This window comes from Pectobacterium jejuense, from assembly GCF_026800125.1.
Taxonomy (GTDB): Bacteria; Pseudomonadota; Gammaproteobacteria; order Enterobacterales; family Enterobacteriaceae; genus Pectobacterium; species Pectobacterium jejuense.
In genome coordinates this window covers 117570-137175 of record NZ_JAPQKX010000002.1, presented here as the reverse complement: position 1 = coordinate 137175, position 19606 = coordinate 117570, and the positions used below count along the sequence as shown (strand labels likewise).

Sequence of the window (19606 nt, the reverse complement as noted above, 5' to 3'; positions counted from 1 at the left end):
ATGAGTAGTCATTAAGACCGGGGATCAGGGATGAAACCAATAAAAACCACACAGCGCCTGCTGGCGTACACGCTGATCCATTTGATTGCGTTTCAGCCGCTGCTGCCGGCGATGGCGGCGGGGGTGCAGGTCGCGACGGGTAATACCGCGCTGGATCAGGCCGGCAACGGCGTCCCGGTCATCAATATCGCCACGCCAAACAGCGCGGGGATCTCCCACAACCAGTATCAGGATTTTAACGTCGATAAACCCGGTCTGATCCTGAATAACGGCACGGCGCAGCTTAATCCGACCCAGCTCGGCGGGCTGATCCAGAACAACCCCAATCTGAAAGGCAAGGCCGCCGACGCCATCATCAACGAAGTGGTGTCCACCAACAGCAGTACGCTGGCGGGCTATCTGGAAGTCGGCGGCAAGCAGGCCAGCGTCATCGTTGCCAACCCCAATGGCATTACCTGCGACGGCTGCGGCTTTATCAATACCCCGCAGGTGACGCTGACCACCGGTAAACCACAGCTGGACGTGCAGGGCAATCTGCAGCATATCGACGTGAAACGCGGCGATATCACGCTGACCGGGCAGGGGCTGGATGCGAGCAAGAGTGACTACCTCAGCCTGATAGCCCGCACCGCGCAGATTGATGCCGGGCTGAATGCCAACGATACCCGGATTGTGCTGGGTGCCAATCAGGTTGACGCGACGGGCAAGGTGACAGCGCAGGCGGCGGACAGCGGCGTAGCTGGCAGTAATGTAAAAGTCGCGCTGGATACGGGCGCGCTGGGTGGCATGTACACCAATCGCATCAAGCTGGTTTCCAGCGATAAAGGCGTGGGCGTTAATGTCGGCAATCTGAGCGCGCGCAGCGGTGATATCACGCTGTCGGCGAACGGTAAACTCAGCCTCGGTGATGCGGTGGCGCAGGGCAACATTCAGGCCGATGCGGACGCGCTGGCGCTGCGGGGCAAACAGCAGGCGGGCGATGCGCTGACGTTGAACGCCAGACAGGACATCACGCTGCAGGACGCGACGCTGCGTGCCGGACAACACATCGAACTGGCATCGGGTGGCGGGCTGAACGCGCAAAACAGCATCATCAGTGCCGGCGTCGATGCGCAGGGTAAGGTCAACTCCGCTCATCAACTTTCTCTTAAAGGTGACGGTGTCACGCTTAATGCTACCCAGCTTGCCGCTGGCAAGGTGACGGTCGAGGCGGGGCGCTCGCTGCAGCAGGATGCGCAAAGCGGCATCAAGGCGGAGTCAGTGCTTGAGATGCGCGGCGACACGGTGTCGCTGGCGGGGAGCGCAGGCGCTGAGGATGTGCGACTCGAGGCGAAAATGCTTAACGGTGCCGGCAGCGCCCAGCTTCAGGCGAAGAACAATGCCACGGTGCGCGTGACGCAGCAGGGCGACTGGCAGGGGAATCTGACTGCCGGTCATGCGCTGCATGTTGACGGTGGGCGTCTGGTACAGCACGGCACGTTGGCGGGGAAAACCGTCGCGCTGACGCTGGATGCGCTGGATAACCAGGGCGATATCGCTGCGTTGCAGGCGTTGACGTTCAGCGGCAACACGTTGACGAACCGCAGCACGCTGGCCGCCGCCGAGCGGCTGACGGTTAACGCACAGCGTCTGGATAACAGCGGATTACTCAGCGCCCGTCATGAAGTGAAACTTGAACTGCAAACGGTGCTGAATAATCAGGGTAACATCCTGACGGATAATCAGCTGTTCTTGCTGGCCGACAACATCACCAACGGTGGCACGCTGCAGGCCGCCACGCTGACCGCACAGGCTGACCAGCTTAGTAATCAGGGCGAGGTAACCGCGAGCGCCCTCGACCTGACCAGCCAGACGACCGAAAACCACGGCACGTTCAACGCCCAGCAGATGCTGGCGCTGCATGGCGGCAGTCTGGTGAACCGTGGCACGCTCAGCGCGGGTGAAAAACTGGCACTGACGCTGGACGACTCACTGGATAACCGTGGCCTGATGCAGGCCGGCAGCGTCTTGCAGGTTACCGTTGACCGTCTCAGCAATGACGGTACGCTTACCGCCCCGGCATTACAACTGCACACCGGCACGCTCGCCAATCAGGGCACGCTGCAGGCCGACAAGGCGCTGCAGCTGGACGCCACGCGTTCACTGACGCAATCCACCCGCGGCACGCTGCTGGCAGGCACCGACCTGACGATAAATGCCGGACAGGCGGAGACCGACGGCGCGATTCAGGCGCAGCAGTTCCTGCTGAATGCCGAGCGCTGGCTCAACGCGGGCAAGACCAGTATTAGCGGCGACGGACAGATTATCGCTGGGCAACTGGACAACCGCGGCAGCCTGCTGGCCAGCGGAAACTGGACTATGAACAGCGATATCGTCAGCCAGGCCGGGACGCTGCAGGGCACTGTGCTGAATATTCAGGCGAATACCCTCACCAGCAGCGGGCAGGCACAGGCGCGGGGCGCGGTGAACCTGACCGTCGCCGATACCTTTACCAATAGCGGCGACTGGCTCAGCGCAGAGGCGTTGCACCTTCAGGCGGCGCAGACCGAAAACCGGGGCACGTTGCAGGCGTTAACGCTCACCGCAGACGGCACGTCTCTCGACAACCGTGGCACGATGAGCGGTATCAATAATCTGTCGCTCTTCTTAACCGGCAACCTGGATAATACCGGCACGCTGCAGGGCAACCAGCTTCGTGCAGAAGCGGCACGTCTGACCAATCAGGGCACGTTGCAGGGCACCGACGCGCTGACGCTGGCGATAGTCGGCACCCTGTCCAGTCAGGGTGCACTGCTGAGCGACGGTGACAGCATCACGTCAGCGCAACGGTTTATCAATCAGGGCACGTTGCAGGCGAAAAACGTCGCGCTGCAGGTTGAGGAACTGGATAACGCGGGGAAAATCCTCGGTGTGTCCTCGCTGGCGCTGACGGCCACCCGCGCGCTCACCAACCAGCAAGCGGGCAAACTGCTGTCTCAGGGCATTGCGACGTTAACAGCGGCAGAAGCCGTCAATGCCGGAGAGTGGCAGGCGAACACCCTGACGCTGGCGGCAGGGAATCTGACCAATGACGGCCAGATCCAGGGCGATGAGGCTTTGTCCCTGACGCTACCCGCCACTGACGGCAAAGGCACCTTCGTTAACCGCGGCACTGTGACGACCGGCGGGGATGCCACGCTGTTCGCGCGCTTGATGGACAATCAGGGCTCGTTGTCCAGTCTGGGCCATACGTCGCTGACCGGGCTGTCGCTGGTTAACGACGGGCGAGTGGTCGCGGCAACCGGACTGTCGCTGCGCGGTGACTATCAGGGCCGTGGCCTGCTGAATACGGCAGGCACACTGATGCTGCACGGCGACACGCTGGCGAATAACGGGCACTGGGAAAGCCGGGCACTGTCCCTGCAAGGGAAGCTCTTGACCAATCAGGGCACGGTGCTGGGGAACACGGTCACTATGTCCGTAGATCGCCTGGTTAACCACGGCGACCTCACGGGTGTCGATACGCTAACGCTGTCGCTCGGCGACCGCCTGAATAATACCGGGATATTGCGCAGTCGTGCACTGGGTATCACGGCAACCGCCCTCGATAACCGTGGCGACATCGTCGGGACGGACGCGCTGCAGCTCACGCTCGCCGGTCAGTTGGATAATGCGGGGATAATCAGCGGCAGCAATACGCTGGCGGTGACGGCAGATGGTGTCAAACAGAGCGGTACGTTGGAAGGAAAAACCGTCACGCTGGACGCCGCCTCACTGGTCAATCAGGGCAAGATTTTGGGTGTGGACGCGCTGACGTTGTCGATTGCCGGTAATCTGTCCAATGACGGCAGCCTGCTGACCCAGAAAGCTGGCATGGTTACCGCTCAGCAGGTGGACAACCGCGGCCTGATGCAGGCGGGGAACCTGACTCTGCAGGCCGATGAGATCGTGAATGCCGGGCAGTTGCTGGGAATTGACGCGTTGTCGATAACTGCACAACACGGGCTGACCAATCAACAAACCGGGAAACTGCTGACGCAGGGCGCGGCGGTGTTACAGGCCGCGCAGGCGGAGAACCACGGCGAGTGGCGGTCAGAGCGCCTGACGCTGGAAACCGCCCACTTTATCAATACGGGACGGGTACAGGCCGCAGGGGACATGGATATCACGGTCGCGCCTGCGAACGCCGCGCGTCAACGTTCATTCCTGCCGATGGCGCTGTCACTGGCGGTCGATATTCAGCAACTCAACGCATCATCCACACGTCAGAGCCGCGGAGCAACAAGCGGTGTGTTGGACAACCGCGGCACGCTGGTCTCCGGGGGCGACACACAGCTGCGCGCCACGCAGCTAACCAATCAGGGCTCACTGGCCAGTAACGGCACAGCAACCCTTATCGGCGAGACGGTGGAGAATGCCGGAGATATCGTGGCCGTCACCGGGCTGTCACTGGCGGGCAATTATCAGGGCAGCGGGACGCTGCAGACTGACGGTCTGCTGGACTGGTCCGGCACTACGCTCACCAACCGCGGGCGCTGGCAGGCGAACGCTATCCAACTGCAGGGGCACGCGCTGGACAATCAGGGCACGCTGCTGGGGCAGCGCACCGACATCACGGCCACTAGCCTGTTTAACGGCGGCGAAATTGCCGGGGTTGAGGCACTGCAGCTGACCGTTGCCGATAGCCTGACAAACAAAGGACAGCTTTATGGCGCGACGCTGGGACTGTCGGCGACCGATCTGTTCAATCGGGGTGAGATCTCTGGTGATGCGCTGCACCTGACGCTGCAGGATACGGTGCGCAATAGCGGCCTGATTAGCGGCACTCAGATGATACAGCTTGAGGCGAATCAGGTCGACCAAGCAGGGTCACTGGAAAGCCGCCAGCTGCAGGTGCAGGCGGATACGCTGGATAATCAGGGCACGATGCTGGGCGTCGATGCGCTGACGCTGGCGATTAACACCACGGCGCGCAACAGCGGAAAATGGCTGAGTCAGGGCGACAGCTCGCTGACCGCCAGACGGTTGGAGAACTCAGGCCAGTGGCAGGCGAATACGCTGACGTTGACGGCGGATGACGTGGAGAATGCCGGCCAACTGCTGGGGCTGTCGGCGCTGACGCTGACGGCGAAAAATACGCTGACCAATGCGCAAACCGGCCAACTGCTCACCCAGGGCGTGGCGGTGCTGAACGCGGCCAGCGCCGAAAATGACGGTGAATGGCTGGCGGACAGCCTGACGCTGGACGCGCAACACCTGAACAACCGCGGCCATATTCAGGGCGACAAATCCCTGAAGATGACGCTGGCAAACGGCGACGTCACTAATCAGGGCACACTGTGGAGCAAGCTCGCCACGATTGCTGCCCGTACGCTGACCAACGCGGGTGAGATGACCGGCGTTGACGGTCTTCATCTGACGCTGGATGACGCGTTAATCAATCTGGGGGCGTTGAGCAGCAATCAACTGACCGCACAGGCCGACAGGCTGGAAAACGGTGGGAAAATTAACGGCCTAGACCGTCTTGAATTGACGGTCGGCAATAACCTCACCAACCGCGGCACGCTGTACGGGGCGGCGCTGACGCTGAACGCCAATGACCTGACCAACAGCGGCACAATCACCGGCGTCGACAGCCTGTCTCTGGGGCTGAACGGGACACTGAATAACACGCGTGACCTTAGCAGCAATGCGCTGACGCTTAAGGCCAATGACGTCGTCAACCACGGCACGGTAACGGGCGTGAACGGGCTGACGCTGGCGCTCGGCAATCAGCTTGATAATCAGGGCGCGCTGAACAGTCAGGCGCTTGCCATTGCCGCCCGCGACGTGACCAACGGTGGGCTGCTTAACGGCACACGCGATCTGCAACTGACGCTGGACGGCACCCTGACCAACACGGGCGATCTCACCAGCCAGCGTATCGGTATCACCGCGGCAGACGTGCTGAACCACGGGCAGATGCTCGGCTCGGACGATCTGCAACTGGATGTGCGTAATAAGTTGGATAACCGCGGGCTTCTCAGCGGCAGCACCACGCTGGGCGTGGTGGCGAACCAGATTGATCAACAGGGTACGCTGGAAGCGCGGGCGCTGAAGGTCGACGCGCAGACGCTGGATAATCAGGGAAAAATGCTGGGTGTCGATGCCCTGACGCTGGCGATTGCGGGGACAGCCCGCAATCAGGGCAACTGGCTGAGTCAGGGCACCAGCACGCTGACGGCGGATCAGGTTGACAATCAGGGGCAGTGGCAGGCGGGCGATATCACGCTGCAGGCCAACGATCTGACTAACCGTGGACAGATTTTTGGTCTCAACGCCCTGTCATTGACCGCCGCCAACGGCCTGACGAATCAGCAAAATGGGAAACTCCTGTCGCAGGGGATGGCTGTTTTACGCGCGGCGAGCGTGACAAACGACGGCGATGCGCAGGCAGACCGCCTGACGTTTGACGCGCAGCAGTTGACCAACCGCGGGCGGATGCAGGGTGACAACGGGTTAGCCATTACGTTGGACCGTACCAACCCCGCTAGCCGGTTAACCAATCAGGGCACGTTACTCTCCGGCGGTGACAGCTGGCTGAGCACCAGCCTGCTCGACAATCAGGGCACCGTGTCCGGCGTGGGTAAACTGACGCTCGACAGTGCTGCGATAAACAATGCGGGCAAGGTTATTGCCGACGGGGCGCTGACGCTCGATGGCGACTATCAGGGCACAGGCCTGCTGCATACCGCCGATACGCTGACGCTGCGCGGCAATCAGCTGCGCAATAGCGGACGCTGGGAAAGCCGGGCGCTGGCGCTGAACGGCGGGGCGCTGAACAATCAGGGCACGATAATTGGTGAACGCGGTATCACGCTGGAGTTGCGCGATGGCCTGACGGTCGGCGGTGCCGGCCAACTGCTGACCAACGGGGCCCTGCAGGCGCAGGCGGGCACGGTCATAAACGACGGGCTCTGGCAGGGCAACACGCTGGCGCTGACGGCGGATGAGGTCGGGAATGCCGGCCAGCTGCTGGGGCTGTCGGCGCTGTCGCTGACGGCGAAAAATAAACTGACCAATGCGCAAACTGGCCAACTGCTCACGCAGGGTCTGGCGGAGCTGAACGCGGCTGAGGCGAGCAATGAGGGCGAATGGCAGGCGGATAGCCTGACGCTGGACGCGCAAAACCTGAACAACCGCGGCCACATTCAGGGTGACACATCGCTGGCAGTGACGCTGGCAAACGGCGAATTACACAATCTGGGGACGCTGTGGAGCAAGCTCGCCACGATTGCGGCCCGGTCTCTGACCAACGCGGGTGAGATTACCGGCGTTGACGGTCTTCAGCTGACGCTGGATGACGCCTTAACCAATCAGGGCGCGTTGAGCAGCTATCAGCTGACCGCACAGGCGGACAAACTGGACAACCGCGGGAAAATCAACGGCCTTGATCAACTGGAGATCACGGTAAACGAGAGCCTCGATAATGCTGGCACGCTGTACGGGACAGCGGTGACGTTGAATGCCCGCGATCTGACCAACGACGGCGCGATCACCGGCGTCGACAGCCTTAATCTACATCTGAATGGGACGCTGAATAATACTAGCGACATCAGCAGTAATGCGCTGACCCTCAAAGCCAATGACGTCGTTAATCGCGGCACCCTGACGGGCGTGAACGGGCTGACGCTGGCGCTCGGCAATCATCTGGATAATCAGGGGGCGCTGAACAGCCAGGCGCTTGCCATTGCCGCCCGCGACGTGACCAACGGCGGGCAGCTGAACAGCACACGTGACCTGCAATTGACGCTGGACGGCACCCTGACCAACACCGGTGACCTTACCGGCCAGCGGACCGGTATCACCGCAACGGACGTGCTGAACCACGGGCAGATGCTGGGCTCGGACGATCTGCAGTTGGATCTGCGCAACACACTGGATAACCGCGGGCTTCTCAGCGGCAGCACCACGTTGGGTATCGCTGCGAACCATATCGACCAACAGGGCACGCTGGAAGCGCGGGCGCTGAAGGTGGACGCCGGTACGCTGGATAATCAGGGCAAGATGCTGGGTGTGGATGCACTGACGCTGGCAATTGCGGGAACGGCGCGCAATCAGGGCAAATGGCTGAGTCAGGGCAGCAGCACGCTGACGGCGGATCAGGTTGACAATCAAGGGCAGTGGCAGGCGGGCGACATCACGCTGCAGGCCGCTGACCTAATCAACAGCGGGCAGATTTTTGGTCTCAACGCCCTGTCATTGACTGCCGCCAACGGCCTGACGAATCAGCAAAACGGGAAACTCCTGTCGCAGGGCATGGCGGTATTGCGTGCGGCGAGCGTGACAAATGACGGCAACGCGCAGGCAGACCGCCTGACGTTTGAAGCCCAGCAGCTGACCAACCGCGGCCGGATGCAAGGGGACAACGGGTTAGCCATCGCGCTGGACCGCACCAACCCCGCCAGCCGGTTAACCAATCAGGGCACGCTGCTCTCCGGCGGCGACAGCTGGCTGAGCGCCAGCCTGATCGACAATCAGGGCACCGTGTCCGGCGTGGGTAAGCTGACGCTCGACAGCGGTTCGATTAGCAATGCGGGCACCGTGATTGCCGACGGGGCGCTGTCACTCAATGGTGACTATCAGGGCGCAGGCCTGCTGCATACCGCCGACACCCTGACGCTGCGCGGCAATCAGTTGCGCAATAGCGGACGCTGGGAAAGCCGGGCGCTGGCGCTGAACGGCGGTGCGTTCGACAACACCGGCACGGTTATCGGTGAGCGCGGTATCACGCTGGAACTGCGCGATGGCCTGACGGTCGTCGGCACTGGTCAGTTGCTGACCAACGGTGCCCTGCAGGCGCAGGCAAAAACGGTCACGAATGACGGATTCTGGCAGGGCAACACGCTGACGTTGACGGCGGATGACGTCGGGAATGCCGGACAACTGCTGGGGCTGTCGGCACTGACGCTGACGGCGAAAAATACGCTGACCAATGCGCAAACCGGCCAACTGCTCACGCAGGGCGTGGCGGTGCTGAACGCGGCCAGCGCCGAAAATGACGGTGAATGGCTGGCGGACAGCCTGACGCTGGACGCGCAACACCTGAACAACCGCGGCCATATTCAGGGCGACAAATCCCTGAAGATGACGTTGGCAAACGGTGACGTCACTAATCAGGGCACACTGTGGAGCAAGCTCGCCACGATTGCGGCCCGTACGCTGACCAACGCGGGTGAGATGACCGGCGTTGACGGTCTTCATCTGACGCTGGATGACGCGTTAATCAATCAGGGGGCGTTGAGCAGCAATCAACTGACCGCACAGGCCGACAGGCTGGAAAACGGTGGGAAAATTAACGGCCTCGACCGTCTTGAATTGACGGTCGGCAATAACCTCACCAACCGCGGCACGCTGTACGGGGCGGCGCTGACGCTGAACGCCAATGACCTGACCAACAGCGGCACAATCACCGGCGTCGACAGCCTGTCTCTGGGGCTGAACGGGACACTGAATAATACGCGTGACCTCAGCAGCAATGCGCTGACGCTCAAGGCCAATGACGTCGTCAACCACGGCACGGTAACGGGCGTGAACGGGCTGACGCTGGCGCTCGGCAATCAGCTTGATAATCAGGGCGCGCTGAACAGTCAGGCGCTTGCCATTGCCGCCCGCGACGTGACCAACGGTGGGCTGCTTAACGGCACACGCGATCTGCAACTGACGCTGGACGGCACCCTAACCAACACGGGCGATCTCACCAGCCAGCGTATCGGTATCACCGCGGCAGACGTGCTGAACCACGGGCAGATGCTCGGCTCGGACGATCTGCAACTGGATGTGCGTAATAAGTTGGATAACCGCGGGCTTATCAGCGGCAGCACCACGCTGGGCGTGGTGGCGAACCATATCGACCAGCAGGGTACGCTGGAAGCGCGGGCGCTGAAGGTGGACGCGCAGACGCTGGATAATCAGGGCAAGATGCTGGGCGTGGATGCACTGACGCTGGCGATTGCGGGAACGGCACGCAATCAGGGCAACTGGCTGAGTCAGGGTAGCAGTACGCTGACGGCGGGTCAGGTTGAGAATCACGGGCAGTGGCAGGCGGGCGACATCACGCTGCAGGCCGCTGAGCTGACCAACAGCGGGCAGATTTTTGGTATCAATGCGTTGTCATTGACCGCCGCCAATGGCCTGACGAATCAGCAAAACGGAAAACTCCTGTCGCAGGGGATGGCGGTTTTACGCGCGGCGAGCGTGATAAACGACGGCGATGCGCAGGCAGACCGCCTGACGTTTGAGGCCCAGCAGTTGACCAACCGTGGGCGGATGCAGGGGGACAACGGGTTAGCTATCACGCTGGACCGTACTAACCCTGCTAGCCTTCTCACTAATCAGGGCATGCTGCTCTCCGGCGGCGACAGCTGGCTGAGCGCCAGCCGGCTCGACAATCAGGGCACGGTATCCGGCGTGGGTAAGCTGGCGCTCGACAGTGGGGCGATAAACAACGCGGGCAGCGTGATGGCCGACGGGGCGCTGACGCTTGACGGCGACTATCAGGGCTCGGGATTGTTGCATACCGCCGATACGCTGACGCTGCGCGGCAATCAGTTGCGCAATAGCGGACGCTGGGAAAGCCGGGCGCTGGCGCTGGACGGGGGTTCGTTCAACAACGCTGGCACGGTTATCGGTGAACGCGGCATCACGCTGGTGCTGCGGGATGGCCTGACGGTCGGCGGCACCGGTCAGTTGCTGACCAACGGGGTCCTGCAGGCGCAGGCGGGCACGGTCATAAACGACGGGCTCTGGCAGGGCAACACGCTGGCGCTGACGGCGAACGACCTGACAAACGGTGGGACGCTGCTCGGTCAGGACGGGCTGCGCCTTGATTTACGGGACACTTATCAGGGGACGGCTTCCTCCCGTCTGCTGAGCGACGGCGATGCCATCATCACGGCCGACCGCCTGAGCCAGAGCGGTGAGATAGCCGCGGGCTCGCTGAACCTGACCACCAACACGCTGGATAACGGCGGACGCATACTGGGCAGCCACGGCCTGACGGTGGTTAACCGTGATGAACTGATTAACCGCGCGGGAGCGGAACTGCTGACCAATGGCGCAGGCCGCCTCGACAGCGGCACGCTGCGCAATGCGGGTACGCTACAGGCCAACGACCTGCAACTGCGCACAGAGGATATCGATAATCAGGGCCGCATTCAGGGTACCGACGCGCTGCGTCTGCTCGATGTGCTGCGTTATGTTGGCGATAAAAGCAGCCAGTTGCTCAGCAAAGGCGCGGCCACGCTCCAGGCTAAACAGGCGGACAACGCCGGGTTATGGCAGGCGGGCACATTGACGCTGCACGGTGACACGTTCGACAACCGCGGCACCGTCGCGGGGCTGAACCGTCTGTCGTTAACCAGCGACCAGATAAAAAATCAGGGCGAGCTGTTCTCGCAGGGTGCGGTGACGTTAACCGGCAAGACGCTGGAGAACGGCGGTACGCTGACGGGTGTCGGCGGCTTTACGCTGCAGCTCACCGACCGCGTCGATAACCTGGCCACGGGGCGCTTGCTCAGTGGCGGTACGGGTGAACTGACAACCGGCGTGCTGAGCAATCAGGGACTGTGGCAGTCGGACGCGTTACGACTGACCGCCCGTGACCTGGAACAGCAGGGCAATCTGCTGGGCGTGCAGCGCGGGACGCTGCAGCTGAGCGGGACCTATCAGGGGGCGCAGGGCAGCCAGCTGGTCAGCGGCGGTGACCTGAGCCTGACGGCGCATGACATCATCAACCGCGGGCAACTGCAGGGCAGCACGCTGACGCTGGGTGCCGATGAACTCACTAATCACGGCACCCTGCGCGGCGACCGTGCGCTGAATGCCACCGTCACCGGCCAGTTCAGTAATGCTTCGCAGGCGCGTTTAAGCAGCGACGGCACGCTGAACGTGCAGGCCGCGGCGCTGGACAATCAGGGCGACATCAAAGCTGCCACCACCACGCTGACGGGCAACACCGTCATCAACGGCGGCACGGTGCAGGGCACCGCCGCGCTGCAGCTGGACGCGACCGACCGGATTATCAACCAGCAGGGCGGACAGCTGTTATCTGACGGCATCACCACGCTTAATGCGCCCGCGGTGGACAACCACGGCTGGCTGCAGGGGCGCGGACTGGTGCTCAACACCGCGCAGTTGACCCAGCAGGGCAGCCTGATGGCGCAGGACAAACTGACGCTGAAAATCCCGCAGTGGGTGAACAACGGGCTTGTGCAGGCCGGTGAACTGGAGATTATCGCGGATGAACTGGACAACCACGGCACGCTGCTGGGCCTGACACAGCTGGCGCTGCAGACGCAGCGTCTCATCAACCGTCAGGGTGCGAAGCTCTACAGCGCACAGGACCTGCGCCTGAAAACGCAGGAACTGCAACAGGACGGGCAACTGGTGGCGCTGGGTAACCTGAGCGCCGAACTCACCGGGCCGCTGACCTTTACGCAAACTATGGCCGCCGGACAGCAGCTGACGCTGAACGTGGCGGGCGACCTCGATCAGCGTGGCACCCTGCAGGGCCAATCCGTCCAACTGACCAGCACCGGTACGCTGACGAATCAGGGCCGCATTCTGGCAGGCGGCGAATCGCGCCTCAGTGCAAAAGATATCGTACAGCTGGAAGCGGGCAGCGTGCAGGCGGGCGGCAACCTGACGCTGGTAAGCGATAACACGCTGAATAACCAAGGACTGATTGGCACCACGGGCGACCTGCTGGTGCAGGCCGGCGGCGTGTTACATAACAGCAGCATGCTCTATGCGGGCGGCAATATGCGTCTGCTATCGGATTCCCTGACTAACGTATTCGGTACCATTCTGGCGGGCAACAGCCTGTGGGTGCAGCGTGACGCACAGGGCAACGCCAGCACGTCGCTGCTCAACAGCTCCGGCACCATTGAAACCCAGTCTGGGGATATCACGATTAATACCGGCACGCTAACCAATCAGCGGGAAGGGTTTGTTGTTACGGAAACGGAATTGGCTGGAGACTCGGTCCCGGAATGGGCAGGAAAAACAGATGCTTATATCCCTATTTCATGGTTTAAAGAGGGTGATTACGGGATAAATTATCGCCCTCAAAAATTAGGCCGTCCTGAAAGGTATACATATGTCCCTTTGCCAAATGCTAACATCCAAAAAGTAGTGATAAAAAGTAAGTTGACGACAATAAATACTAAAGGCAGTGCAGCAGGAATTCGATCTGGTAATAATTTAGTAATATTTTCAAATGCAGTATTTAATAGTGCGTCATTATTTTTAGCTAAAAATAATGCCGCAATTCAAGGTAGTGAACTTGATAATCGTTCATATCATTCAGGCGGGATATTTGAATCTTTAACATATATACACAAAGGAAAATATCCATTAACAACAACTGAAGTAAGTGATGCTGCTCGTCAAAATGCTCCAGATTATATTTACTTTGGACTAGATGGCACCCCGACTACCGAAAAAACTGAGGGCGAAAGCTATAACGCCTTAATTCAGGCGGGCGGCACCATCACCGCCGATTTTGATCAAGATATCAGCAACACCACACTGCAGCCGGGCAGCGGCGGATTTATGCCTGCGTCCACCAAACCGGTGCTGGATGCCATCACCACGCTATCACCCTTGCAGAAGCAGACCACGCGCCAGTTGGCCAGTCAGGATTCGTCGTTTAACGCGGGTGCGGTAGACGTCACCCAGGCAGGGAGCGGGCAGACTGCGCTCGCAGGCAATGCCGCAGGCGTGAATGCGACGGGTAAAACCGTGATGTTGACACAGCAGGCGGGTACCGCGCTGCAAGTGGGGGCACAGGCGGAGAACATCACGGCGGTGATCGCTGCGCCGAATACCACCGGGCCGCTGACGCTCAACACCGGCGAGGCGGTGGTGTTATCACCTTCAGCTTCCGGCCACATCAGCAATCCCAATGCGGTCACATTGACGCAGCAGGCGGGCACCGTGCTGCAAGCGGGCGCACAGGCGGACAACATCACCACGGCCATCGCGGCGCCGAATACCACCGAGCTACTGACGCTCAACACCGGTGACGCCGTGGTATTATCGCCTTCGACTTCCGGTCACGTGAACAATCCCAATGCGGTCGTGCTGACGCAGCAGGCGGGCACCGCGCTGCAAGCGGGCGCACAGGCTGACAACATCACCGAGGTGATCGCTGCGCCGAATACCGCCGGGCCGCTGACGCTCAACACCGGCGACGCGGTGGTGTTGCAACCTTCTACCTCTGGTCACGTCAGCAATCCTGATGCGGTCGCACTGACGTCGACGGGTCAACGACCTGATACTGGTACAAGCCTGACGCCAGTTAACGTGGACAATACCGCGGCGGGCGTCACGATAGCGGGTACGGTGGGTACCCCTGCCACACTGACCACACCGGGTATGGCCGCGGTTGAGGCACCGAAGCAGGCGGTCAGTGCAGACACCCTGTCGGGCGGGAGTTCGCCTTCTGCGCCACAACCTCTCTCTGCTGCCGCGCTGCTGAGCACCATTGGCAACGGGCTGCAAAACCTGAGCACCAATCCACTTGCCGATTACCCGCTGCCGACGGGCAATAACGGGCTGCTGGTTGTCGATCCGAATGCCGACAGCCGTTACCTGATCCACACCAATCCGAAACTGGAACAGCTGGGACAGGTGGATAACGCGCTGTTCAGCGATCTGCAGACGCTGCTGGGGCAACAGCCGTCAACGGTGGTGCCGGTCGAAACGCGCTCTCAGTGGACGCAGGCCGACCGGGTGCTGGGCTCATCCTATCTGCTGGATAGGCTGAATCTGGATGCAGACCATGACTACCGTTTCCTCGGGGATGCGGAGTTTGATACCCGCTACATCAGCCAGGCGGTATTGAAACAGAGCGGGCAGCGTCACCTGAACGGCACCGGCTCCGATCTGGCACAGATGCAAATGCTGTTGGATAACGCCGCGGCGGCGCAGAAAGGCATGAACCTGCAGCTGGGCGTCAGCCTGACGCCGGATCAGGTCGCGAACCTCAGCCAGAGTCTGGTCTGGTGGGAAAATATCGAGGTCAACGGGCAGACAGTGCTGGCACCGAAGCTGTATCTGGCGCAGGCGGATAAAAGCAACCTGCAGGGCAGCGCGATTGTCGCGAATAAAGTCGAGCTGAACGCGGGCGGCAGCGTCACCAACAGCGGCACGCTTAACGCCGTTGAATTACTGGCGATCGCCAGCGGCGACAGGATTGATAACCACGAGGGCGGCCTGATCAAGTCAGACGGCGGCCTTAATCTGGTGGCGCTGAATAACATCACTAACAGCGGCAGCCGGATTGAGGGTAACACGCTGCAGCTTGCCAGCATTAACGGCGATATCATCAACCGGACGGAAAGCCGCAATTTCCAGACCGCGCAGCCGACGGCTTCCCGCAGCGGCACTGGCTCACTCACGTTCACTGAACTGGGTAAAACCGCCGAGATCGTCGCGGGCAACAGCCTGACGCTCAGCGCGGGCAAGGATATCCGCAACGTGGCGGCCACGCTCAACGCCGGACAGGACATGGCGCTGAACGCCAAAGGTAATGTGGCGATTGAGGCGCTGGCGCTGACCAACAACCGCGTGGATATCGGTTGGGGTAGCAGCAACACCGCGCTGAACACGGCCGTGCAGGGCAGCACCGTCAATGCGGGCGGCGCACTGAGCGCCGTCGCGGGTCAGGACATCCAGATTGACGCCAGCTCGCTTTCCGGCGGGACGGCGCTGACGCTGGCGGCAGGTAATGATATCCGTCTGACGGCGCAGGACACGCTGAAAGAGACGCTGTATCAGGGCGGCAGCACCGTGCAGCGCCGCACGCAGGACGTGGCAAACAGCCAGCTCCTGAGCGGGGGCGGCCTGAATCTGGTGGCCGGACGAGACGTGCTGTCCGAAGCGGCCAGCCTGAACGCCAAAGGTAGTGCGACACTGGCGGCCGGACGCGATCTCAACCTGCTGTCTGAAACCGAAGAAACCTACAGCGGCAACTGGTGGAGCCGTCACGCCGACTGGCAGCAAAACATCACCCAACAAAGTACCGAACTCACGACGGGCAAAGGCCTGAACCTGCAGGCCGGCAGAGACATCAATCTGCAGGCGGCACAGGGCGTGGCGAGCGGTGCGGTGACGGCACAGGCGGGCAACAACATCAATCTGCTGTCAGCCACCGAAACGCAGCACACGTTCTTTGAAGAAACCCAAGTCAAGAAGAAGCGGTTCTCGAAGACGGTGACGCATACCCTGCGGGAAACGTTGCAAACCGATGAGAAAGGCAGTCTGTTGTCGGGTGACAGTGTCACGATGGCGGCCAATCAGGATATCAACCTGCAGGGCTCCTCCGTGGTTGGTGACAGACAGGTCACGCTGCTGGCGAATAATGACGTCAACACCGTTGCCAGCGTCGAGAACTACCAGAACTATGAAGAGCACAGCAAGAAAAAAAGCGGCCTGTTCAGCGGTGGCGGCATTGGCTTTACCATCGGTTCAACCTCGACCAGTCAGAAACTGCGCGATCAGGCCGCGACACAAAGCCAGAGCATCAGCACCCTCGGCAGTACGACCGACTCGGTGACGGTGAAGGCCGGGAACGATGTCACGATCAGCGGCACTGATATGGTGGCCGGAAAAGACATCTTCCTGCAAGGCAACAACGTCACCCTCGATCCGGGCTATGACATGCGCAAACAGCAGCAGGAGTTTCAGCAGAAAACCGCGGGTCTGACCGTGGCGCTGTCCGGCGTGGTGGGCTCGGCGCTCAACAGCGCGGTGCAGAGCATTCAGGCGGCAAAAAGTGAAAGCGATGGCCGTCTGGCGCTGCTTCAGGGCATGAAAGCCGGGCTGTCCGGGTATCAGGCCTACCAGGGCAGCCAGTCCGAGCTGAACAACAAGGGGGAAGCCTCTTTTGTTGGAGTCAGTATTTCTATCGGGGCGCAAAACTCCCGCTCCAGCCAGACCAGCGAGCAGAAGCAGAGCTTTGGCTCGACGCTCAATGCGGCGGGGGATATTGGCATTGAATCGCGCACCGGGGATATCACGGTCGCAGGCAGTCAGCTTAAGGCGGGCGGCGATGTCATGATGAACGCGGCACGGGATATCCACCTGCTCTCTGCGCGTAACAGCGAGGAGATCAGCGGTAAAAACAGCAGCAGCGGCGGGAATATCGGCATCAGTCTGGGCTTAAGCAACGGAAGCGCGGGGCTCAGCATTTTTGCTAACGTCAATGCGGCAAAAGGGCGCGAAACCGGGACGGGCAATAGCTGGTCAGAAACGACGGTGGATGCGGGTAACCACGTCACGCTGAAAAGCGAACGCGACACGCGGCTGATTGGCGCGCAGGTGAACGGTGAGCGCATTGATGTCGATGCCGGACGTAATCTGCTGCTGCAAAGTCAGCAGGACAGCGAGCGTTATGACTCCAAACAGACCAGCGTGGCCGCCGGCGGCAGCTTTACCTGGGGATCGATGAGTGGCAGTGGTTACCTCAGTGCCAGTAAAGACAAGATCCACAGCAACTATGACAGCGTGCAGCAGCAGACCGGGTTCTTTGCCGGTAAAGACGGATTTGGTATAAAAACCGGTGAACACACCCAGCTTGATGCCGCGGTGATTGGTTCCACCGCCAGCGCAGAGAAAAACCGGCTGGAAACGGGGACGCTGGGCTGGAGCGGGCTGAACAACAAAGCCGAGTTCAAGGTGGAGCACAGTGGCATCGGCCTCAGCGCCAGCCCTTCGATGAGTGGCAGTATGCTCTCGACGTTGGCGATGACGGCCCCGTCGGCGCTGATGTCGCTGGGTAGCAGCGGCAGCGCCGCCAGCACCACCTATGCGGCGGTGAGCGATGGTACCTTGTTGTTGCGGGATACGGCGAAGCAGGTGCAGGATATCGCTACGCTGAGCCGTGACGTTGAGCACGCGAATAACGCGCTCAGCCCGATCTTTAACAAAGAGAAAGAGCAAAAACGCCTGAAACAGGCGCAGCTGATTGGTGAAATCGGCGCGCAGGTGATGGATATTGTGCGCACGGAAGGCGAGCTGAAAGCGCAGAAAGCGGCGGAAGCCAAGGGTGACGCCAAAGTCAACCGTCCGAAAGACGGTGATTCGGCGAAGGAATGGGAAGTCTATAAAAAAGCGCTGACGGAATCGCCGACCTACAAAGCCGAGATGCAGAAATACGGCACGGGCAGTGATTTCCAGCGTGCGGCACAGGCGGCCACGGCGGCAATTCAGGCCCTGGCTGGCGGGGACATTCAGAAAGCGATTGCCAGCGGTGCCTCACCGTATCTGGCACAGCTGGTGAAAGATGTCACGATACCGAAGGATGAAAGCAAAATCACGGCGTCGGATATCGCAGCCAACGCAATGGCGCACGCCGTGGTGGGAGCAGTAGTCGCGCAGTTGTCGGGTCAGGATGCGGCGGCGGGTGCGATCGGTGCTTCCAGCGGTGAACTGATCGCCCGCGCCATCATGGCCGATCAATACCCCGGCAAGACGGCAAACGACCTGACGGAAGAGGAAAAGCAGTCAGTCAGCGCTCTCTCGACGCTGGCCTCCGGGCTGATATCCGGTCTGGCAGGCAACAGCACCGCCTCCGCCGCCAGCGGCGCGCAGTCCGGGCGTAATGCGGTTGAGAATAATTACTTTGGTCCAAATGGCATGCCAAAAGGAATGACTGATGTTGGTATGTCGATGACATCATTGTATACCAATACCAACCTGCTGGATGAAAACGGTAATGTATTGAATCCGATAACGGAAGAAGAGCGTCAGTATGCGATGCACAGGTTAGTGACGGGTGTTATGCCGGAAGGGCAGGATATCTCGAAAGCCATCGTGAACGGATATACGGATGGTGTGTTGATAGCGGGTGCGTGGTATCTGGGGCCGGCAGTTGCGTTAGGTAAAGTAGTGGTTGGTTCTGCTTTGAGTGGCAGTGCGAATGCTGCCTATCAATGGTATGACCTGAGCAAGCCGGGTAATGAAAACAAAAGCTATGACTACTGGGGCACCACGGCGGCATTAGTGACTGGTGGGTTGGCTCCGGGGCGTGATATTTTACCGAACGTCGGTATCGCGATGGGAAGTGCGGTATTTACGGATGGGCCAAGCGTAGGTGCTATTGGCAGTGCTGCGGCGGGTTCTTGGGCTGGCGGCGCATTTGGAAAATATGCGCCTGAAGTTGTAAAAAAAGCGATTGGCAGTGATCCGGTACCTGAATTTATTTATGATTTTAGCGGCGGGGTAGCATCTGAGTTTACAAGTGGTTTTATCAAGGACATCAATAAACCTACGTCAGAAGGAGAGATAAATAAATGATTAAATCTCTCTATAGATACATTGCTCTTCTTCTTTATAGCTGCTTGTTTTTTATATTAATGTTGTTGTCTTTAGGAATTATTATTTCATCTGTGTATTATTTTTCACATGGGGTATTTAATTTTCCTAAATATCAAGTAGAAAGGGCGGTTGTATTTGGCTCGATCACGGGAGTTGCTGCATGGTTAGGTATTTTGATTTTTAAGCTTTTGGATAAGTTTAAAAAGAAACCTCATTCTGATCCAAAATAAAAAAATACCGGTCCCTAAAAAGGCCGGTTTTTTTT

2 protein-coding genes are annotated in these 19606 nt (G+C 60.1%); both read left to right on the top strand.

Annotated features, from left to right (window positions below):
* Positions 1-30: 30 nt before the first annotated feature.
* A complete protein-coding gene (locus NXT09_RS04120) occupies positions 31-19320 on the top strand; it encodes a hemagglutinin repeat-containing protein (RefSeq protein ID WP_268578970.1) in 19290 nt (6429 codons plus the stop codon).
* Positions 19317-19571 (top strand): hypothetical protein, encoded by a 255-nt coding sequence (locus tag NXT09_RS04115; RefSeq protein ID WP_268578969.1) that lies wholly within the window; start codon positions 19317-19319, stop codon positions 19569-19571. The genes NXT09_RS04120 and NXT09_RS04115 overlap by 4 nt, the downstream gene beginning before the upstream one ends.
* Positions 19572-19606: the final 35 nt, after the last annotated feature.

What these genes read in the sequence shown, in the direction of transcription:
- NXT09_RS04120 (WP_268578970.1), top strand. Translation starts at nt 31, where the DNA reads ATGAAACCAATAAAAACCACACAGCGCCTGCTGGCGTACACGCTGATC.
- NXT09_RS04115 (WP_268578969.1), top strand. Translation starts at nt 19,317, where the DNA reads ATGATTAAATCTCTCTATAGATACATTGCTCTTCTTCTTTATAGCTGC.